We start from the raw sequence: 18,387 nt of genomic DNA on the forward strand, positions 1-18,387 counted from the left end.
TCACAGGTGCGTAAATGCAAAATGTCAGAAGCTGTTCATATTTGTCATAGTTATGAATAGCTAATCGCCATCACATTTTCCTTTTCCCTCTCCCTGTGGGAGAGGGGCAGGGTGAGGGTAGCAAACCGCAAAGGAGCCTCAATCCATGCCATCACGCCGCCCCCCGTTCTTCGCCAGCGCCCGCGGTCGCCTGCTGATTTTCAATCTGCTGGTGGTCGCCGTGACGCTGATGGTGAGCGGCGTGGCGGTGCTCGGCTTCCGTCACGCCAGTCAAATCCAGGAGCAGGTGCAGCAGCAAACGCTGGACGATATGACCGGCAGCATGAACCTGGCCCGCGATACCGCCAACGTGGCGACGGCGGCGGTGCGGCTCTCGCAGGTGGTGGGGGCGCTCGAGTACAAAGGGGAAGCCGAGCGCCTGAAGCAGACGCAAATGGCCCTGCGCCATTCGCTGGAGCAGCTTGCGGAGGCGCCGCTGGCGCAGCAGGAGCCGGCCCTGGTGGCGCGTATTATTCAACGAAGCAATGAGTTACAGCAGAGCGTGACGGAGATGCTGGAGCGAGGACAGCGACGCCATCTGGAGCGTAACGCGCTGCTGAGCTCGCTGTATCAAAGCCAGAGCTACCTGCGCCATCTGCAGGACATCAACAGCCGTTATGACAGCAACGTACCGAATGCGCAGCAACTGATGGAGATGGACCGGCTGATCGCCGCCGCCATTGACACCCCTTCGCCGCGCGCGACCGTTCAGCAGCTGGACGCAGTTGCCGCAACGCTGCTCCGGAGTGCCGCACAGCCGGTTGTGAAGGAAGTTCTGCCTGATTTTAATGCCGAGCTAGGTAAGCTAGGCCCGCTGTCGAAGCAGCTGGAGGAGAGCGATCTGGCGATAAGCTGGTATATGTTCCACATCAAGGCGCTGGTGGCAATCCTCAACAGCGACATCAATCAGTACGTGGAGCAGGTGGCGCAGGCCTCCCGGCTTCGCACCGCCCAGAGCCATCACGAACTGCAATCCATCAGCGTGTTTATCAGCATCTTCGCCGTGCTGGCGTTGATCATCACCGGGTGTGCCTGCTGGTATATCTACCGCCATCTGGCCTCAAACCTGACGGCCATTTCCCGGGCGATGTCGCGTCTTGCTCACGGCGAACAGGATGTCTCCGTTCCCGCCCTGCAGCGGCGCGATGAGCTGGGCGAGCTGGCGCGCGCGTTCAACGTTTTTGCCCGCAACACCGCCTCGCTTGAACACACCACGCGTCTGCTGAAAGAAAAAACAACGCAGATGGAGATCGACCGCATTGAGCGTCAGGGGCTTGAAGAGGCGCTCCTGCACAGCCAGAAGATGAAGGCCGTCGGACAGCTGACGGGCGGGCTGGCGCATGATTTTAATAACCTGCTGGCGGTGATCATCGGCAGTCTTGAGCTCACCGACCCTGAATCAAAAGACGCGCCGCGCATTACCCGGGCGCTAAAGGCGGCCGAGCGTGGCGCCTTGCTGACCCAGCGACTGCTGGCGTTTTCCCGCAAGCAATCCCTGACCCCGCATGCTGTAGAGATGCTGCCGCTGCTGGAGAACCTCCGGGAACTGCTGCGCCACTCCCTGCCTGCTACCCTGACCCTGGAGATTGAAGCGCAATCCCCTGCATGGCCCGCCTGGATAGACGTCAGCCAGCTGGAAAACGCCATCATCAACCTGGTGATGAACGCGCGCGATGCGATGGAAGGGCAAAGCGGAGTGATTAAAATTCGGACCTGGAATCAGCGCGTCACCCGCAGCGACGGGCGCAGGCAGGATATGGTGGCGCTGGAGGTCATTGACCGCGGCAGCGGCATGTCGCAGGAGGTGAAATCCCAGGTCTTTGAGCCGTTCTTCACCACCAAGCAGACCGGGAGCGGAAGCGGATTAGGCCTGTCGATGGTCTACGGCTTTGTCCGCCAGTCCGGCGGTCGCGTGGAGATCGAGAGCGCGCCGGGGCAGGGAACGACCGTGCGGCTTCACCTCCCGCGCTCGACGCTGCCCGCTGCTGCAGTTGATGAAGCATTATCTGCCACCGCCTCCGTCGATAGCGAGCGGCTGGTGCTGGTGCTGGAAGATGAGGCGGATGTCCGTCAGACCCTGTGCGAGCAGCTGCACCAGCTTGGCTATCTGACGCTCGAAGCGGAAAACGGCGAGCAGGCGCTGAACATGCTGGCGGCGTCGCCGGATATTGGCATGTTTATCAGCGACCTGATGTTGCCGGGAAGCCTGAGCGGAGCCGAGGTGATTAGCCATGTGCGCAGCCACTATCCGCAGCTTCCGGTGCTGCTGATCAGCGGCCAGGATTTACGGCCTGCGCATAATCCTCAGCTGCCGGACGTTCCGTTACTGCGTAAGCCGTTTACGCGGGTGCAGCTGGCGCAGGCGCTGCGTAAGGTAATGGTAATTTGAGATTCCTCCGCTACCCCCGTTTCCTGCCGTTGATTATCGTAAAGCCAGTTCACCTGCGAGTCTGGCCTTATGAAACGTTACTCAACTGCTCTGTTATTTGGTCTGCTGTCTCTCACCAGCCAACTGGCTCATGCCGACATTGTTGATGATGCTATTGGCAACATTCAGCAGGCGATCAACGATGCCTACAACCCCAGCAGCAGCCGCAGCAATGACGACGACGATCGTTATGACCGCAGCCGTCAAATCGACAGTCGACAGTACGACGATCGTCGTCGGCAGCTCGAAGACAGGCGCCGCCGTTTAGACGAGCGCCAGCGCCAGCTGGATGACGACAGACGTCGTCTGGAAGAGGACGAGCGCAGGTTGGAAGACGATTACGATCGAGGCTAAGTGCGGCCTCTTGCCCTCACCCCAACCCTCTCCCACGGGAGAGGGAGAAAACTAATCCAGGACCAGCACCATCCCGTCATACCCTGCTTCAATGCCGTCGGGCAGCGGGTTATCCATCATCCACACGTCAAACTGATGGCTGATGTGGGTCAGGATCACCTGCGGACAGCCAATCACCTCGTTTAGCGCAATTACGGTATTTAAATCGCAATGGTTTCGCGGCGTTTCGTCGCGCGGTGCATGGCTGCAGTCGATAATCATCGCCTGCGGCTGATTGTTGAGCAGGAACTTCACCGTTTTTTCCGGCAGCCCGGCGGTATCGGAAAGCCAGGCTACGCGGCTGTGGGCCGACTCCAGCAAATACCCGAAGGTCAGTTTCGAATGGTTGAGCGGCAGCGGCGTAACCCGCATTCCCTGAAGTTCAAACATCACAAACGGTTCGACCGTATGGCTGAAATCCAGAATCCCCGGATGTTTAAACAGGTCGTCACAGCCCGCTTCATCCGGCGGACCGTAAACGGGGATCGTCGCGCCCACGCCCCAGCGCAGGGGGAACAGCCCCTGAACGTGATCCATATGGTAATGGGTCAGCAAAAACTGCTGAAAGCTGCCTGCGGGCCAGTCGTCCATCAGGTGCGGAATACCCGCGTCCAGCAGGGTCACCGCATCGTTGAATTTGACCACCGCGCTACAGGGGCGACGGCGATAGGTCTCCTGCAGACGCGCCCGGCGGCACGCCGCGCAGTCGCAGCCAAAGACCGGCACGAGTTGCGCGCTTCCGGTTCCTGTTAACGCGATCGTCAGACTCATAACGCACCTCTACAGCGGTTTAGTGAATCGAAAATGGCTCTGTGTATATCCTTCACGGACGTAAAAACGATGGGCATCGGTGCGCTTCACGCTGGTGGAGAGCTCGGTCAGCTCAGCGCCGGCCTGTCTCGCGACGTCCTCTGCCCAGGCGAGCAGATGGCTGCCCACTTTTAGCCCGCGCGCCTGCGGCATCACCACCAGCTCCTGGATCTCGCCGATCCAGCGCGCGTGATGGAGGTGAAACTGCAGGTGCAGGCCGATCATGCCGATGACCTGCCCGTCCAGCTCGGCAAGCTGGTAGCGCATATTGTGATCCTGCAGATTGGCAAGATAGCCCGCGTGAAACGCCTGGCGATCGAATTCCGCCTGTTTCAATTCGCAGATTAACGCATAGACGATTTGCGCATCGTCGGCGGTGGCGGGACGAAGCCTGCAGTCAGGCATGCTGTTTCTCCTTCTGACGGATAAGCGATAAAAAGGTCTCGACTGACTGTAGCAAACTTCCGTCGTTATTAAGGATATGGCAGTCGGACGGGGTGTAGCGCGCCGCACGCTCCAGCCGCTGGTCGATCTCGCGGGCGGATTCACGACCCCGTATCTGCAACCGGCTGCGCAGGACCTCCGGTGAAACCTGCAGGCAGACCGGCAGCAGGGCCGCCCCATAGCGGGCGCGCGCTTGCGAAAGATGCGCACGCGAGCCGTTGACCAGCACGTCGAACCCCGCATGCAGCCACAGATCGGTCTCGATGCCGATTCCGTAGTAATAGCCATTGGCGTGCCAGCTCAGCGCCAGCAGATTTTGCCCGGCACGGGTAAAAAACTCCTGCTCGCTCAGGGCGATATGGTTTTCACTCCCCGCATTGGCCGCCCGGGTAATGTAACGGTGCGCCACCAGCAGCTGGGGATGCTCCTGCTGCCGTAAGGCGGACAGCAGGCTGTCCTTACCGGAGCCGGACGGCCCCATTAGCCAGATAAGTCTTCCCATCAGAACACCCTCTTTCCCTGACGCCAGACGTGGTCGATATGAACGTTCTCGCCCCTGCGGTGGGCCAGGACCAGATCCGCCCGCTTGCCTTCGGCTATCTCGCCGCGATCCTGCAGATTAAGCGCCGAGGCCGGGTTTTTTGTCACCAGGCGAATCGCCTGCGGCAGCGTAAAGCGATTGCCCTCGTCGTCGGCCACCCGGAACGCCGCGTCGAGCAGGCTGGCGGGGTAGTAGTCGGACGAGAGGATATCCAGCAGGCCAAGGGACGCGAGCTTGCTTGCCGCGACGTTGCCGGAGTGTGAACCGCCGCGCACGATGTTCGGTGCGCCCATCAGCACGTTCATGCCGTGCTTGCGGGAGGCTTCAGCCGCCTCGAACGTGGTGGGAAATTCGGCGATCACGCTGCCAAGCTGGTGGGATTCGAGCACGTGATCGTGCGTGGCATCGTCATGGCTGGCCAGCGCGATATTGCGGTCCCGGCACATCGCCGCAATCCTGAGACGGTTAGGCTGCGACCACCGTGCCGCAAGCGCCAGCTGCTCTTCTTCGTAACGCGCCATCTCCGCATCGCTGAGAGAATATTTGCCCTGATAGTATTCGCGATACTTTTCAATGTTGGCGAACTGGCGCTGCCCCGGCGAGTGGTCCATCAGGGAGACCAGCGAGACCGGCTCGCGGCCTACCAGCTTCTCAAACAGCGGCAGGGTGGTGTGGTGCGGCAGCTCGCAGCGCAGGTGCAGACGGTGCTCGGCGCGGTTGAGGCCGCGCTTTTGCGTCTCCTCCACGGCGTTGATCATCTTCTCCAGGTTCTCCAGACGGTCGCCGCCGTCGCGCACGTCACCAATGGCCACCGCGTCCAGTACGGTGGTGATGCCGCTGGCGACCATCAGCGCGTCGTGGCTGCTCATCGCAGAATGAGCGGGCCAGTCGACCTTCGGGCGCGGGGTGAAGAATTTATCCAGATTATCGGTATGCAGTTCAATCAGCCCCGGCAGCAGCCAGCCGCCTTCACCGTCCATCGCCTCGGGCGAGCGGCTCTGGGTTTCAGCAAACGCGCGGATTGTTCCGTCCTGGATCTCAATCGAGCCGTCAACCACCTCATTATCCAGCACCAGCTTGACGTTATTGATAATCATACGTTTGTCCCCATCGGGTGCATTCTGTCCGCGACGCGGGTGCGAACGCTCTCATCGTGGAAGATCCCGACGATCGCCGCCCCGCGCGCTTTGGCCTGCTCGATCAGTTCCACCACGGCCGCGCTGTTTTTAGCGTCGAGCGAGGCGGTGGGTTCATCCAGAAGTAAAATCGGGTAGTCGACAATAAAGCCGCGGGCGATATTGACGCGCTGCTGCTCGCCGCCGGAAAAGGTCGACGGGGCAAGGTGCCACAGGCGCTCGGGCACGTTGAGGCGCGTCAGGAGGCTGGCGGCTTTGGCGGCACAGGTTTCGCGCGGCACGCCAAGATCCAGCAGCGGCTGCATGACCACATCCAGGGCGGAGATCCGCGGGATCACCCGCAGAAACTGGCTCACCCAGCCGATCGTTGAGCGGCGCACCTCCAGCACCTTACGCGCGGGGGCCTGAACCAGGTCGACCCATTCTTCGCCGTGGCGAATATGAATATGGCCTTCGTCGGGCAGATAGTTGGCGTACAGGGAGCGCAGCAGGGTCGATTTTCCGCTGCCGGAGTGGCCGTGCAGCACCACGCATTCGCCGCGATTAACCTCCAGAGAGGCATTTTGCAGCACCGGCAGGCGTACGCCGTTTTGCTGGTGGAGCACAAAGGTCTTACTTACGTTTTGTACGTGGATCATGTTGGCCTCTTAGTTCTGCAACACGGACGACACCAGCAGCTGGGTATAGGGATGGTGGGGATCGTCGAGCACGCGGTCAGTTAACCCACTTTCCACCACCTGACCCTGCTTCATCACCAGCAGACGGTCCGCCAGCAGGCGCGCAACACCTAAATCGTGGGTGACAATCACCACCGCAAGGTTCAGTTCCACCACCAGGCCGCGCAGCAGGTCGAGCAGGCGCGCCTGCACCGAGACGTCCAGCCCGCCGGTGGGTTCATCCATAAACACCAGCTTCGGATGGGTGACCAGGTTGCGGGCGATCTGCAGGCGCTGCTGCATCCCACCGGAGAAGGTCGTCGGCAGGTCGTCGATGCGCGAGGCGGGGATTTCCACCTCTTCAAGCCAGTGCTGGGCGGTGGCGCGGATATTGCCGTAGTGGCGCGCGCCGGTGGCCATCAGGCGTTCGCCAATATTGCCCCCCGCAGAGACCTGACGGCGCAGGCCGTCCATCGGGTGCTGATGCACCACGCCCCACTCGGTGCGCAGCAGGCGGCGGCGCTCGGCCTCGCTCATGCCGAAGAGGGAGTGTCCCTGGTAGAGTATCTCGCCGTGTTGCGGCGTAAGGCGCGCGGAGATGGACTTCAGCAGGGTGGTTTTGCCGGAGCCGGACTCGCCGACAATGCCCAGCACTTCGCCCGGCCACAGCTCGAACGACACGTCGCTAAAGCCTTTGCCCGGCGCATACAGGTGGGTCAGGTTATTAACCGAAAGCAGCGGTTTCATTGGCCGTTCGCCTCGCTCTGTTGGCGGCAAAAATCGGTGTCGGAGCAGACAAACATCCGTTTGCCAGTGTCATCCAGCACCACTTCATCCAGATAGCTGTGTTTGGATCCGCAGATGGCGCACGGCTCGTCCCACTCCTGCACCGTAAACGGGTGATCGTCGAAATCCAGGCTTTCCACGCGGGTGTAAGGTGGAACGGCGTAGATGCGTTTTTCGCGCCCGGCGCCGAAAAGCTGCAGGGCCGGCATCATGTCCATCTTCGGGTTATCGAATTTTGGGATTGGCGACGGGTCCATGACGTAGCGCCCGTTGACCTTCACCGGGTAGGCGTAGGTGGTGGCGATATGGCCGAAGCGGGCGATATCCTCATACAGCTTCACCTGCATGACACCGTACTCTTCCAGCGCGTGCATGGTGCGGGTTTCCGTTTCGCGCGGCTCGATAAAGCGCAGCGGCTCCGGAATCGGCACCTGGAAAATCAGAATCTGATCTTCAGTCAGCGGGGTTTCCGGAATGCGGTGGCGGGTCTGGATCAGCGTCGCGTCTTCGGTTTTTTCGGTGGTCGCGACGCCCGTTACCCGCTGAAAGAAGCTGCGGATCGACACGGCGTTGGTGGTGTCGTCGGCGCCCTGGTCGATGACCTTCAGCACGTCCGCCTCGCCGATCACGCTGGCGGTAATCTGGATGCCGCCCGTGCCCCAGCCGTAGGGCATCGGCATTTCGCGGCCGCCGAAGGGCACCTGATAGCCCGGAATCGCCACCGCTTTAAGTATCGCTCGGCGGATCATGCGTTTGGTTTGCTCATCCAGATAGGCAAAGTTGTAGCCGCTTAAGTTAGCCATGTTTGCGCTCCCGTTGCAGGCGTTTCAGCAGTTCCAGTTCGGCCTGGAAATCGACGTAGTGCGGCAGCTTGAGGTGCGAGACGAAGCCCGCGGCCTCGACGTTGTCCGCGTGGGCCAGCACAAACTCTTCGTCCTGCGCCGGGCCTGCAACGTGCTCGCCGTAGTCCGGTGCCTGCAGGGCGCGGTCGACCAGCGCCATGGCCATGGCCTTGCGCTCGCCGAGGCCGAATACCAGCCCGTAGCCGCGGGTAAAGTGCGGGTCTTCGTCTTCCGGGGCGACGAAACCGTTGACCATTTCACACTCGGTCATCAGCAGTTCGCCGACGTTCACCGCGAAACCCAGCTCTTCCGGCACGATTTCGACGTCGATATAGCCGCTGCGAATTTCGGCGGCAAACGGGTGGTTGCGCCCGTAGCCGCGCTGGGTGGAGTAGGCTAGCGCCAGCAGATAGCCTTCGTCGCCGCGCATCAGCTGCTGCAGGCGGGACGAGCGCGAGCACGGGTAAACCGGCGGCGTGCGGGTGATGTCATCCGGCTGCGCGCCAGAATCTTCTTCCGCCTTCGCCAGGCCCTGTTTTGCCAGCAGGCTGAAGACGTGCGGAGACGGTTCCTGTTCGGCATCGGAGGTGCTGAGCGTCGGCGCTTCGCCGTTCGCCAGCAGGGTAAAATCCAGCAGGCGGTGGGTGTAGTCGTACGTGGGGCCAAGCAGCTGGCCGCCGGGGATGTCTTTATAAACGGCAGAAATGCGGCGCTCCAGGCGCATCTCCGCGGTATTGACCGGCTCGCTCACCGCCAGTTTGGCAAGCGTAGTGCGGTAAGCGCGCAGCAGGAAGATCGCTTCCACGTTATCGCCGCTGGCCTGCTTCAGGGCCAGCGCCGCCAGCTCGCGGTCAGCGATGCCGCCTTCGGTCATCACCCGGTCGACGGCGAGATTGAGCTGCTGTTCAATCTGGGCGACGCTTAGCTCAGGGAGCTGTTCATCACCCCGTCGTCTGTGCGCCTGCAGCGCATGGGCGGCGGCGATAGCCTTCTCGCCCCCTTTGACGGCAACGTACATCAGCACACCTCCACGTGGGTGGTCCGCGGGATGGCCAGCAGGCGCTCACCGCAGGTCAGGATCAGGTCAATGCCCAGCGGGAACGGGTGCGGGCGCTCGGTCAGCTCGTGAATGATGCACTCCGGCAGCTGCGGCGCAACCATGCGCTCATCGGCGATGCCTGCCCCCGTCAGGCGCAGCATGCGGCCACCGCTCAGGCTGGTGACCTGCAAAATCAGCGTGGCGCTGGTTTCCGGGGCGACGGCGGAGCCTTCGCTCAGGGCATTCAGCTGTTCATGACTGATTTGTTCGTCGGCCACGGCAAAGATTGCCTGCTGCGGCTGTTCAACCAGCGGGGCGCCGGTGTGAAAACGCAGGTTCTGGCTGGCGATATCGTTAGACAGGGCGCCCGAAAGCCATACCGGGGTATCGTTGTCGGCCAGGGTCAGCAGCACGCTGGTGGTCGCCAGGTTCAGCGGCAGCCAGCCCTGAGAGAGCTGGTGCAGCGAGACAATCACGCCCGGCTCGCTCATGGCTTTCAGCAGGCGACGAAAACTGTGTTGGGCATCCTGGACGGCCAGGGTAAAAGCGGGTTGAAGCGTCATGCGTTGTCTCCGCGAACGAGCGTAAAGAAGTCGACCCGGCTGGTATTCACTTCGGCCTGACGCGCGGCAAGACGTGCGGCGCGGTCGGCCTCCAGCGGGGAAATAAGGGTTTCCATCAGCGTCTGGAAATGGGGTTGTTCCTGTAAAAGCGCGTCGATGACCGCGCAGCGCTCGGCGTGCGCTTTATCACGCCCCAGCACGTAGCCGTAGCCCAGCGTGCCGCTGTGCAGGCGGATCGCTGCGCGGGTGAGGGTGGCATCTCCGGCGAAAAAGCGTTCTCCGGTGCCGCCCATGCGCGCCTGGATCTGAACGAGGCCGATCTCCGGTGCGCGAAGGGTGTCGTAGTCTGGCGTCAGGCTGAGCGCGTTCATGCGGGCAGCCAGCGCAGCAGGCTGGCTGTGGGCCAGCACGCGCATCCAGCGTTGTCGGGTGGCGGTGTCGAAGTGCATTCAGTGCTCCATGGTGAATTCGATCATGTCGGCGCGGGTCAGGCTGACGGAGTATTCCGTCGCGTCGATCTCGCCGTCACGGTGGTTGAGGGTGCGCACGCAGAGCAGCGGGGCCATATTGGGAATTTCGAGTACTTTGCTCTCTTTCGCCTGCGCGCGGCGGGCGCTGATGCGCGTCTGGGTGCGTTTCAGCGCAATGCCTGTTGCATTCTGGAGAAAATCATGCAGCGATCCGCTGGAGAAATTCTGCAGCACCGGCCAGAGGGTGAGGTCCGCGAAGTAGTGATCGATCTGGCACACCGCCACGCCGTTGACGCGGCGCAGCGTGCGCAGGTGGATGACGTTGTCGCCCTCCTTAATGCCCAGCGCGTCCGCCACGTGGCTGGAGGCCGGTCTTAATACCGAGAGCAGCTTTTCGCTGGTCGGATGGCTGCCCTGATCCAGCAGGTTCTGGCTAAAGCGCGCCTGGGCGTTCAGCGGGTAGTCGAACGGGCGCATCAGCACCAGCACGCCCACGCCCTGACGGCGCTGCACCCAGCCGCGCTCGACCAGCTGGTCAATGGCGCGACGCAGGGTGTGGCGGTTCACTTCATAGCGGTCAGCAAGCTGCTGCTCGGCAGGGAGGTAGTCCCCGCAGCGGTAGTGCGTGCGCAGCTCCACTTCGAGCTTTGCCGCGATCTCTTGCCATCGGGTGGGGTAACTGGTCGGATGTCTGGATAAGTGCATAGAAAACAAAGCCTCGCTTCTCAGATGAAGTGCTTACGCAAACGTTGAGAGAGGAAATCCAGCAGGCTGACGGTGACGATGATGAGCACCATCAGGGCGCAGGTTTGCTGGAACTGGAAACCGCGAATCGCTTCCCACAGGGTGACGCCAATCCCGCCTGCGCCCACCATACCGACCACGGTGGCGGAGCGAACGTTGGATTCGAAGCGGTACAGCGAGTAGGAGATCAGCAGCGGCATCACCTGCGGCAGGACGCCGTAGAGGATCTCTTCGATTTTGTTGGCGCCGGTTGCGCGAATACCTTCCACCGGGCCGGGTTCGATGGCTTCGACCGCTTCCGAGAGCAGCTTGGAGAGCACGCCGGTGGTGTGGATGAACAGCGCCATCACGCCCGCGAACGGACCCAGGCCAACGGCGACCACGAACAGCATCGCAAAGACCATTTCGTTGATGGCGCGACAGGCGTCCATCAGGCGGCGCATGGGCTGGTATATCCACCACGGCACGATGTTTTCAGCGCTCATCAGGCCAAACGGAACGGAGAGAATGACGGCAAGCGCGGTGCCCCAGACGGCGATTTGCAGGGTGACCGCCATTTCACTGAGGTAGTCCTGCCACTGGCTGAAGTCCGGCGGGAAGAAGTCGGCGGCGAAGGTCGCCATATTGCCCGCGTCTTTGAAGAGCAGCAGCGGATCCATTTCCGCGCCCTTCCAGGAGATAACCAGCACCGCCAGCAGGATGGCCCAGCTTATGAGCGAGAACCAGCCGCGCTTTGGCGGCGGGAGAGTGATGGTTTGCATGTTGGCTCCTTAATCTGTTCTCCCTCTCCCTCAAGGGAGAGGGGAGAAAGTTACTGCACCGCTTTATTCACGCTAGTCATCGCGCCGAGCGCGGCGGTCAGGCGGTCGAGGTCTTCAAGCTGGGCCTGAATCTCGGCCACTTTGCTGGTCTTTTCCTCGTCCTTCAGTCCCTTGCTGTCCTTGACGCCCTGCATCTCTTTAAACAGCGCCAGCTGGCGAATCGGAACCAGCTGCAGGTCGCTTGACGGGCGGAACGGTGCCCAGCCCAGACGTTCGAGAACCGCTTTCTCTTCCGGCGTTTTGCCATAGGTCATAAAGAAGTCGTACACCTTGTCCTTGGTGCTTTCGGACAGGTTTTTACGCCACACGATTGGGTCGCCCGGGATCAGCGGCGATTTCCAGATAACCTTGATCTCTTTAAGCTTGTCCGGCGCTGAGGTTTTCAGCTTGTCGAGGTTCTCGGTGTTGTTGGTGGCAACGTCCACCTGCTTGTTGGCCACCGCCAGAGCGTTGGTTTCGTGGCTGGCGTTTACGGTGCGCTTGAAGTCACTGGCGGAGGCGTTGTTTTTGGCGAAGACGTAGTAGCCAGGGACAAGGTAGCCGGAGGTAGAGTTCGGGTCGCCGTTGCCGAAGGTCAGCTCTTTGCGTTTGGCGAGCATGTCATTGAGGTTGTTGATCGGGCTGTCTTTGTTGACGATCAGCACGCTCCAGTAGCCAGGGGAGCCATCGGCCGCGACGGTCTGGGCAAAGACCTGGCCGTTCGCGCGGTCCACCGCTTCCATGGCGGAGAGGTTGCCGTACCAGGCGATGTCCACTTTATTAAAGCGCATCCCCTGGATGATGCCCGCGTAGTCCGGGGCGAAGAAGGCGTTCACTTTGATCCCCAGTTTGGTTTCCATATCTTTCAGGAACGGTTCCCACTGAGGTTTCAGGTTCTGCTGTGATTCCGTCGAAATAATGCCGAAGTTCAGCGCTTTTTCCTGCTCTTCCGCATACGCCGGGCTTAACAGGGTGCTGAGGCTGAACATGCTGGTAAAGGCCAGCGCGGCAACGGCTTTGTAGCTCATGTACTTTCCTCGGATCGGGTTTATTTAAGCAGCCTGCGCGTTCTCTTCGACGCGGTTAATGCTGCGGTAGAGATGGTCAAAACGTTCGTTATCAAACTGATGGCTCGCGCCATCAAAGAACACGTGCCCCTGACGCAGGGCGACGATGCGTTCGCAGTAGCGCAGGGCGTAATCCACCTGATGGAGCGTGACCACCACGGTAATGCCGTCGTTCTGGTTAATGTCGCGCAGGGTCTCCATCACGATGCGGGCGGACTCCGGGTCCAGCGAGGCGATGGGTTCGTCAGCAAGAATGATTTGCGCTTTCTGCATCAGCGCGCGCGCAATCGCCACGCGCTGCTGCTGCCCGCCGGACAGGGTGGAGACGCGCTGGTGGGCGAAATGCGCCATACCGACGCGGGTCAGCGCCTGTAAGGCTTCCTGCTTCTGGGAAGGGGTGAACCAGCGCAGACAGGTGCGCCAGAACGGGGTGCTGCCGAGCGCGCCAATCAGCACGTTCTCCAGCACCGTCAGGCGGTTTACCAGGTTGAACTGCTGGAAGATGTAGCCCGTCTGGGCGCGGCTCTTGCGGATATCGCTCGCCAGACGCCCGGCGCGCTGTACGGTATTACCCAGCAGCTCGACGTGGCTTTCCGGCGTTTTATCGCCGGTGATAAGCCCGCTCAAATGGCGCAGAAGGGTGGATTTACCCGAGCCAGAAGGCCCGAGAAGCGCCACCATGTCGCCCTGCCGGACGGTCAGATCAACGGCATGCAGAGCCTTGTTGTGATTGAAGGTCTTGCTCAGTTTCTCGACGCGGATGACAGTTTGCATGTGCTGGGCCTCACGATAAATGTGGCCTCATGCTGGCGCATCAATGTGACATTTGGGTTAAGTGCAGGTTGCGGGAGTTTGAAGAGTTGAGCGGAGTTTGATGACAATCACCGTAGGCCCGGTCAGCGCAGCGCCACCGGCGCTGTGGGCGGATGCGCTGCGCGTGTCCTGCCTACGACGTTTGTTGCTTGACGACGTTAATCATCCACGGCACGCCGTATTGGTCGGTGACTTTACCGAAACCGTGCGCCCAGAAGGTCTCCTGCCACGCCATGTCGATGTTCCCGCCCGCGGCGAGGTTGTCGAACCAGCGCTTGCCTTCATTGACGTCCTGGGTGTCAAGCACCAGCGTAAAACCCGCGTACTGCGCGTTGCTGCCGGGCGGCATCCCGTCGCTCATCATGATATCGCTGCCCGCAATGCGGACGTTGGAGTGGGCGATAGCCGAATCCGGAAATTGCATACCGGACGGACAGCCTTCTTCGCTGTTATCGCTTTTTGGCATTTCACCGAAGGTGATTTTATAGAGAAGTTCTGCGCCGACGGCTTGCTGGTAAAAGACGGTGGCCTCAGCGCAGTTGCCGGCAAAAGAGATGTAGGGACTTAACGGCATAATCTTTACCTCACGTAAGATAAGCCCGTTAAGTGTAGTGCCCGAAAGCCCGGTAAGCGAAGCGCCACCGGGCGGGTAAATCAGTTCTTTTTCACAAACTCTGATTTCAGCTTCATCGGACCGAAGCCGTCAATTTTGCAGTCGATATTATGATCGCCTTCAACCAGACGGATATTCTTCACTTTGGTGCCGATCTTCAGCATGGAAGAGCTGCCTTTCACTTTCAGATCTTTAATCACGGTGACGCTGTCGCCGTCCGCCAGCAGATTGCCGTTCGCATCTTTGACGACAAGTGCATCAGCATCGTTTGATGGTTCGGCATCATTCCATTCATGAGCGCATTCCGGGCAGATGAACATGCCATTATCTTCATAGGTGTATTCAGAATTGCATTTTGGGCAGTGTGGGAGTGACATATCGGTATCCTCAAAAAGTGTAAACGCGCTGGAAAGTGCCAGCTAAATGACGGCAGCGTGCCGAAAAAGGCGGCAAGTATAGCGCAAATCCACACGTTTGTCGGTGACATTGTGAATTAAAAAAATGCAAAAAACGTATCGGGAGTGACACTTCCTGTCAGTCAGTTAAGCGATGCTTACCTCATTAACACGGTGGGAAGAAATGACGCTAAATATATCGAATATTTTATTGCGGCAAATTGCTACGTTCCTTCATTTCGGATAAGGTGAAGCGACACATTGTTATTTATCTCTGGACTTCGCTGCTCTACATATCTTATGGCAGTGGGGTATTACCTCTCTTTTTAGGGGGGAAATAATGATGATATATCCTGAAGTTTCTTAAAAATGGGCTACGCTTTTTTTCTTTTGGCTGTCAGGCCAGGAGGGAAGCTATACACGCCATGCAAGGATAGTGAATTATTTCTGATTATCATCAATCAGTTATATTTCGGCGAACATGTTTTCCACACGTAATCATATAAGCCTGAACAACATAATTAATACCAGTGGCTTAATAAAAGTAATAAATTTGCGTTAAGGAAAGGCTTTTATCATGCACACACAGACCATTTTTGAATTAAGCCAGGAAGCTGAGCGTTTGCTACAGCTCGCCCTGCAAAACCTTGATACGTTGAAATCAATGCCGACTGCGATGCTGGAGAGCACCGCGGCTGCTATTACGGGTGAAAAGAACAACGTTTTACCTTTGCATTTTAGCGCGCGCGGCGTCGAAGCGCAGCAGGCGATGCTGAATAATGAATTACGAAAAATAACCCGGCTGGAAATGGTCCTGGCCATTGTGGGCACCATGAAGGCGGGAAAATCAACCACCATTAATGCGATTGTGGGGACCGAAGTGTTGCCGAATCGCAATCGTCCGATGACGGCACTTCCTACTCTGATTCGCCACACGCCGGGTCAGAAGGAGCCGGTGCTGCATTTCTCGCATGCCTCGCCCATTGATGAATTGATCCAACTGCTCCAGAAAAAGCTATGCGATTACGACCGCGGGAAGCTGGCTCAGCGTCTGGAAATTGATAAAGACATGAATACGCTGCTGGAGCGCATTGAAAAAGGGGAAGCGTTTGAGAAGCATCACCTGGGCGCACAGCCGATATTTCACTGTCTGAAAAGTCTCAACGACCTGGTGAGGCTTTCCCAGGCATTAGGTGTAGAGTTTCCGTTCTCTGAGTATGCGGCTATCGAACATATCCCGGTAATTGAAGTGGAGTTCGTGCATCTTGCGGGTCTGGATGCTCACCTCGGACAGCTGACGCTGCTCGATACGCCCGGGCCGAATGAGGCCGGACAGCCGCACCTGCAAAAAATGCTCAGCGAGCAGTTGTCCCGCGCGTCGGCGGTGCTGGCCGTGATGGATTATACCCAGCTTAAATCCATCTCTGATGAAGAAGTCCGCCAGGCCATTTCTGCGGCGGGAAAATCCGTGCCGCTGTATGCGCTGGTCAATAAATTCGATCAGAAAGATCGCAATAGCGACGATGAAGAGCAGATCCGGGCGATGATCTCCGGCACCTTAATGAAAGGCAATATTTCGCCTGGCCAGATCTACCCCGTTTCGTCCATGTGGGCCTACCTGGCGAACCGCGCTCGCTACGAGATGAGTACCCACGGACAACTGCCGGATCATCAGGAGCAACCCTGGGTGCAGGATTTTGCTGAAGCTGCGCTTGGACGTCGCTGGCGCACGGCGGACCTGGACGATATCGACCATATTCGTCATTCTGCCGATTTGCTCTGGGAAGATTCGCTATTCGAACAACCGATACGCAAACTGATTTACGCCGCCTATGCCAATGCTTCGCTTTACGCGCTGCGTTCGGCCTCGCATAAGCTGCTTAACTACGCGCAAAATGCCCGGGAGTACCTCGACTTCCGCTATCAGGGATTGACGGTGGCTTTTGAGGCGCTGGAACTGAACATCGCACGTCTGGAAGAGGACATGGCGCTTCTGCAGACGCGTCAGAGCGTGGTGAGCGATGAGGTGAAACATGAGGTTGAAGAGGCTCTGAACGCCACTACGGACTTTATGGGAGCCCAAAAAACTGCGCTTCACCAGGCGATTGGTGAGGTGTTCAGCGCTCAGCATATTCTTGATTTGGCAGGTATCGATCGGCAGAACCTTCGCGGTGACGAGCTGCACGAGCTGAAACAGCTGGTTCTGGAAGATGAAGGGCAGGCGCAGATCGCGCTGAGTAAAATCCGCTCCTCCTGCGAGCTGGTGATGCTGGATGCACAGACGAAGATTTGCCGGGAGCTGGCGTTACGCTTCGACCAGCTTGAATCTACGCTGGCGCGTTCCCTGAACGAAGCCGTGCGCCCCATCGAAACGCGTATTAAAGAGCATCTGAGCCATGCGGGTTTTCGGGCGCGGATAAGTTTCCCCGCGTTTCAGGCAAGCCAGCTTAACTTCAATACGCGAGCGCTGTTCAACGATGCGATTGCACAGGACGACAGCCAGGCCGCCCCTCCCTCCGGTGGGAGCAGCATGCGTGAAACGGTCTCTCGTTGGCTCAATAATCCGGGCTGGGGCTGGGATGAGTATGTGGAAACGCGCACGCGCTATGTTATCGACATTGCGCAGCTACATGACAAATTTAAGCAACATATTGATCAGTTTTGTGAACAAATACGTAAAGCTTTGTCCGCGCAGGTCGATGTCTCTGTTACGGCAGGAATGGCAACGTTCTTTGCAGAATTTTCGTTGTGCCTGACCGGGTTACAGGAAAGCTTGCGTGATAGCCTCGCAGTGCGTCAACAGAATGAGCATTCAACCCGAGCGCTCTGCCAGTTGTTGAAGCAAAGTATTACTACTGCGACGTGGATACAGGAAGATACCCGACTGTTACGCGATGATATTCAAACTCTATTCGCGGCAGAGCAACCATGACAACACCACTACTGGATGGCCCCGGGCGAACGCTGGAGTGTATTAATCCAAAATTTATGGTCGATCTGGTTCAGGGAGTGGACGCGGCGCGTCATCCTCACCTGGGACCTCAACAGCTTCAGTTTCGTGAGCGTTTGACTCAGGAAATCATGACGCATACCCGGCTACGCCCCTGGGCGATGGCGGGTATGCTCAATGAAAATGCGGCGCTGCGCCTGGGGCTGGCGGAAAAACTGGCCGGCATGCTTGACCCGGGTCATCTCGCGCTGACGCTGATGGCAGAGAAACTGATTGCTTTGCGCCAGCAGACGCACCCGCGCGCCCAGCAGTCCCCCGGACTGATGCAGCAGTACGCTGAACTCTCTTCTCATTTTACCCAACGCGCCGCCTGGAAAGAGAAGGCGCTAACCCAGCGCGGGCTGACGGTGCAGGCGGGCGAGCACAGCGAGCAGATTTTTACCCGCTGGCGGGCCGGACATTATGATGGCTGGTCGCTGGCCGGGCGCTGTTTTATCGTCCTCGAAGAGCTGCGCTGGGGGGCATTTGGTGACGCATGCCGCCTCGCGAATGAAGATGTGGCGGCAATGCTTAAGGATAACCTGCGCAGCATGGCGGCTAACTATCTGGCGCAGGGTATCAATGCGTCACCCACGACCCGCCATTTCTATCACCAGTGGCTTACAACGCCGGCCTCTCCGGGCTTAATCGATCATAAAGATATGCTGGGCTGGCTGGGGGACTGGTGTCAGGCGGATCAACATCCGGTGAGCTGGTCAGTGACGCAAAACTGGCAGACCGTCGCGCTGGGCATGCCGAGGCTTTGTTCGGCAAAACGGCTGGTGGACGGGATGGTGGAAGAAATTTTTGGATGAATCC

Annotated in this window: 20 protein-coding genes; 4 read left to right on the plus strand and 16 right to left on the minus strand. The window is 59.1% G+C overall.

Annotated elements, in window-relative coordinates:
* Nucleotides 1-145 precede the first annotated feature (145 nt).
* Both AB3N39_RS01675 and yjdP read left to right on the plus strand, forming a co-directional pair.
* On the plus strand, nt 146-2,428 hold the full coding sequence (locus tag AB3N39_RS01675; protein WP_143344541.1) for an ATP-binding protein: 2,283 nt from the start codon (nt 146-148) through the stop codon (nt 2,426-2,428).
* Nucleotides 2,429-2,497: 69 nt separating this feature from the next.
* On the plus strand, nt 2,498-2,821 hold the full coding sequence (yjdP, locus tag AB3N39_RS01680; protein ID WP_033144428.1) for a DDRRRQL repeat protein YjdP: 324 nt from the start codon (nt 2,498-2,500) through the stop codon (nt 2,819-2,821).
* Between the two features lie 51 nt (nt 2,822-2,872).
* On the opposite strand, the gene phnP is transcribed toward yjdP, so the two are convergent.
* The 16 genes from phnP to AB3N39_RS01760 form a co-directional block, all read right to left on the minus strand.
* The gene (gene phnP / locus AB3N39_RS01685; protein ID WP_111964183.1) at nt 2,873-3,631 is read right to left on the minus strand and encodes a phosphonate metabolism protein PhnP; all 759 of its coding nucleotides are present in this window, start codon (nt 3,629-3,631) and stop codon (nt 2,873-2,875) included.
* 9 nt (nt 3,632-3,640) lie between these two features.
* Nucleotides 3,641-4,075, minus strand: coding sequence for an aminoalkylphosphonate N-acetyltransferase (gene phnO, locus AB3N39_RS01690; RefSeq protein ID WP_133293603.1), 435 nt, complete (start codon nt 4,073-4,075; stop codon nt 3,641-3,643).
* Nucleotides 4,068-4,619 (minus strand): ribose 1,5-bisphosphokinase, encoded by a 552-nt coding sequence (gene phnN / locus AB3N39_RS01695; protein ID WP_115876894.1) that lies wholly within the window; start codon nt 4,617-4,619, stop codon nt 4,068-4,070. Before phnN ends, phnO begins: the two co-directional genes overlap by 8 nt.
* The gene (gene phnM, locus AB3N39_RS01700; protein WP_115876893.1) at nt 4,616-5,752 is read right to left on the minus strand and encodes an alpha-D-ribose 1-methylphosphonate 5-triphosphate diphosphatase; all 1,137 of its coding nucleotides are present in this window, start codon (nt 5,750-5,752) and stop codon (nt 4,616-4,618) included. Before phnM ends, phnN begins: the two co-directional genes overlap by 4 nt.
* On the minus strand, nt 5,749-6,429 hold the full coding sequence (phnL, locus tag AB3N39_RS01705) for a phosphonate C-P lyase system protein PhnL (RefSeq protein WP_133293604.1): 681 nt from the start codon (nt 6,427-6,429) through the stop codon (nt 5,749-5,751). Before phnL ends, phnM begins: the two co-directional genes overlap by 4 nt.
* Nucleotides 6,430-6,438: 9 nt before the next feature.
* Nucleotides 6,439-7,194, minus strand: a complete 756-nt coding sequence (phnK, locus tag AB3N39_RS01710) for a phosphonate C-P lyase system protein PhnK (protein WP_133293605.1) — start codon at nt 7,192-7,194, stop codon at nt 6,439-6,441.
* On the minus strand, nt 7,191-8,036 hold the full coding sequence (locus tag AB3N39_RS01715; protein WP_133293606.1) for an alpha-D-ribose 1-methylphosphonate 5-phosphate C-P-lyase PhnJ: 846 nt from the start codon (nt 8,034-8,036) through the stop codon (nt 7,191-7,193). Before AB3N39_RS01715 ends, phnK begins: the two co-directional genes overlap by 4 nt.
* Entirely contained in the window at nt 8,029-9,093 is a 1,065-nt protein-coding gene (locus tag AB3N39_RS01720; RefSeq protein ID WP_133293607.1) for a carbon-phosphorus lyase complex subunit PhnI, read from the minus strand. The genes AB3N39_RS01715 and AB3N39_RS01720 overlap by 8 nt, the downstream gene beginning before the upstream one ends.
* Nucleotides 9,093-9,677, minus strand: coding sequence for a phosphonate C-P lyase system protein PhnH (phnH, locus tag AB3N39_RS01725; protein WP_127729318.1), 585 nt, complete (start codon nt 9,675-9,677; stop codon nt 9,093-9,095). The genes AB3N39_RS01720 and phnH overlap by 1 nt, the downstream gene beginning before the upstream one ends.
* Nucleotides 9,674-10,126 (minus strand): phosphonate C-P lyase system protein PhnG, encoded by a 453-nt coding sequence (phnG, locus tag AB3N39_RS01730; RefSeq protein ID WP_133293608.1) that lies wholly within the window; start codon nt 10,124-10,126, stop codon nt 9,674-9,676. Before phnG ends, phnH begins: the two co-directional genes overlap by 4 nt.
* Nucleotides 10,127-10,852 carry a phosphonate metabolism transcriptional regulator PhnF gene (gene phnF, locus AB3N39_RS01735; protein WP_133293609.1) on the minus strand — a complete coding sequence of 242 codons (726 nt, stop codon included), beginning with the start codon at nt 10,850-10,852 and terminating at the stop codon, nt 10,127-10,129.
* A gap of 20 nt (nt 10,853-10,872) precedes the next feature.
* The gene (gene phnE, locus AB3N39_RS01740; protein WP_136196024.1) at nt 10,873-11,652 is read right to left on the minus strand and encodes a phosphonate ABC transporter, permease protein PhnE; all 780 of its coding nucleotides are present in this window, start codon (nt 11,650-11,652) and stop codon (nt 10,873-10,875) included.
* 50 nt (nt 11,653-11,702) lie between these two features.
* Entirely contained in the window at nt 11,703-12,719 is a 1,017-nt protein-coding gene (gene phnD / locus AB3N39_RS01745) for a phosphonate ABC transporter substrate-binding protein (protein WP_133293610.1), read from the minus strand.
* Between the two features lie 24 nt (nt 12,720-12,743).
* Nucleotides 12,744-13,532, minus strand: a complete 789-nt coding sequence (gene phnC / locus AB3N39_RS01750) for a phosphonate ABC transporter ATP-binding protein (RefSeq protein ID WP_023618659.1) — start codon at nt 13,530-13,532, stop codon at nt 12,744-12,746.
* A 172-nt stretch (nt 13,533-13,704) separates the two neighbouring features.
* Nucleotides 13,705-14,145 (minus strand): VOC family metalloprotein YjdN, encoded by a 441-nt coding sequence (gene yjdN / locus AB3N39_RS01755; RefSeq protein ID WP_133293611.1) that lies wholly within the window; start codon nt 14,143-14,145, stop codon nt 13,705-13,707.
* A gap of 80 nt (nt 14,146-14,225) precedes the next feature.
* On the minus strand, nt 14,226-14,561 hold the full coding sequence (locus tag AB3N39_RS01760) for a zinc ribbon domain-containing protein YjdM (protein ID WP_111964171.1): 336 nt from the start codon (nt 14,559-14,561) through the stop codon (nt 14,226-14,228).
* 595 nt (nt 14,562-15,156) lie between these two features.
* Here AB3N39_RS01760 and crfC point away from each other — a divergent pair.
* Entirely contained in the window at nt 15,157-17,511 is a 2,355-nt protein-coding gene (gene crfC, locus AB3N39_RS01765) for a clamp-binding protein CrfC (protein WP_367897016.1), read from the plus strand.
* A complete protein-coding gene (locus tag AB3N39_RS01770) occupies nt 17,508-18,383 on the plus strand; it encodes a diguanylate cyclase regulator RdcB family protein (protein WP_111964169.1) in 876 nt (291 codons plus the stop codon). The genes crfC and AB3N39_RS01770 overlap by 4 nt, the downstream gene beginning before the upstream one ends.
* Nucleotides 18,384-18,387: the final 4 nt, after the last annotated feature.

The organism is Enterobacter vonholyi (genome assembly GCF_040834095.1).
Lineage (GTDB): Bacteria > Pseudomonadota > Gammaproteobacteria > Enterobacterales > Enterobacteriaceae > Enterobacter > Enterobacter vonholyi.

What these genes read in the sequence shown, in the direction of transcription:
- AB3N39_RS01675 (WP_143344541.1), top strand. Translation starts at nt 146, where the DNA reads ATGCCATCACGCCGCCCCCCGTTCTTCGCCAGCGCCCGCGGTCGCCTG.
- phnG (WP_133293608.1), bottom strand. Translation starts at nt 10,126, where the DNA reads ATGCACTTCGACACCGCCACCCGACAACGCTGGATGCGCGTGCTGGCC.
- phnM (WP_115876893.1), bottom strand. Translation starts at nt 5,752, where the DNA reads ATGATTATCAATAACGTCAAGCTGGTGCTGGATAATGAGGTGGTTGAC.
- phnK (WP_133293605.1), bottom strand. Translation starts at nt 7,194, where the DNA reads ATGAAACCGCTGCTTTCGGTTAATAACCTGACCCACCTGTATGCGCCG.
- yjdN (WP_133293611.1), bottom strand. Translation starts at nt 14,145, where the DNA reads ATGCCGTTAAGTCCCTACATCTCTTTTGCCGGCAACTGCGCTGAGGCC.
- phnP (WP_111964183.1), bottom strand. Translation starts at nt 3,631, where the DNA reads ATGAGTCTGACGATCGCGTTAACAGGAACCGGAAGCGCGCAACTCGTG.
- yjdP (WP_033144428.1), top strand. Translation starts at nt 2,498, where the DNA reads ATGAAACGTTACTCAACTGCTCTGTTATTTGGTCTGCTGTCTCTCACC.
- phnD (WP_133293610.1), bottom strand. Translation starts at nt 12,719, where the DNA reads ATGAGCTACAAAGCCGTTGCCGCGCTGGCCTTTACCAGCATGTTCAGC.
- phnL (WP_133293604.1), bottom strand. Translation starts at nt 6,429, where the DNA reads ATGATCCACGTACAAAACGTAAGTAAGACCTTTGTGCTCCACCAGCAA.
- phnC (WP_023618659.1), bottom strand. Translation starts at nt 13,532, where the DNA reads ATGCAAACTGTCATCCGCGTCGAGAAACTGAGCAAGACCTTCAATCAC.
- phnO (WP_133293603.1), bottom strand. Translation starts at nt 4,075, where the DNA reads ATGCCTGACTGCAGGCTTCGTCCCGCCACCGCCGACGATGCGCAAATC.
- AB3N39_RS01715 (WP_133293606.1), bottom strand. Translation starts at nt 8,036, where the DNA reads ATGGCTAACTTAAGCGGCTACAACTTTGCCTATCTGGATGAGCAAACC.
- phnH (WP_127729318.1), bottom strand. Translation starts at nt 9,677, where the DNA reads ATGACGCTTCAACCCGCTTTTACCCTGGCCGTCCAGGATGCCCAACAC.
- phnE (WP_136196024.1), bottom strand. Translation starts at nt 11,652, where the DNA reads ATGCAAACCATCACTCTCCCGCCGCCAAAGCGCGGCTGGTTCTCGCTC.
- AB3N39_RS01720 (WP_133293607.1), bottom strand. Translation starts at nt 9,093, where the DNA reads ATGTACGTTGCCGTCAAAGGGGGCGAGAAGGCTATCGCCGCCGCCCAT.
- phnF (WP_133293609.1), bottom strand. Translation starts at nt 10,852, where the DNA reads ATGCACTTATCCAGACATCCGACCAGTTACCCCACCCGATGGCAAGAG.
- AB3N39_RS01760 (WP_111964171.1), bottom strand. Translation starts at nt 14,561, where the DNA reads ATGTCACTCCCACACTGCCCAAAATGCAATTCTGAATACACCTATGAA.
- crfC (WP_367897016.1), top strand. Translation starts at nt 15,157, where the DNA reads ATGCACACACAGACCATTTTTGAATTAAGCCAGGAAGCTGAGCGTTTG.
- AB3N39_RS01770 (WP_111964169.1), top strand. Translation starts at nt 17,508, where the DNA reads ATGACAACACCACTACTGGATGGCCCCGGGCGAACGCTGGAGTGTATT.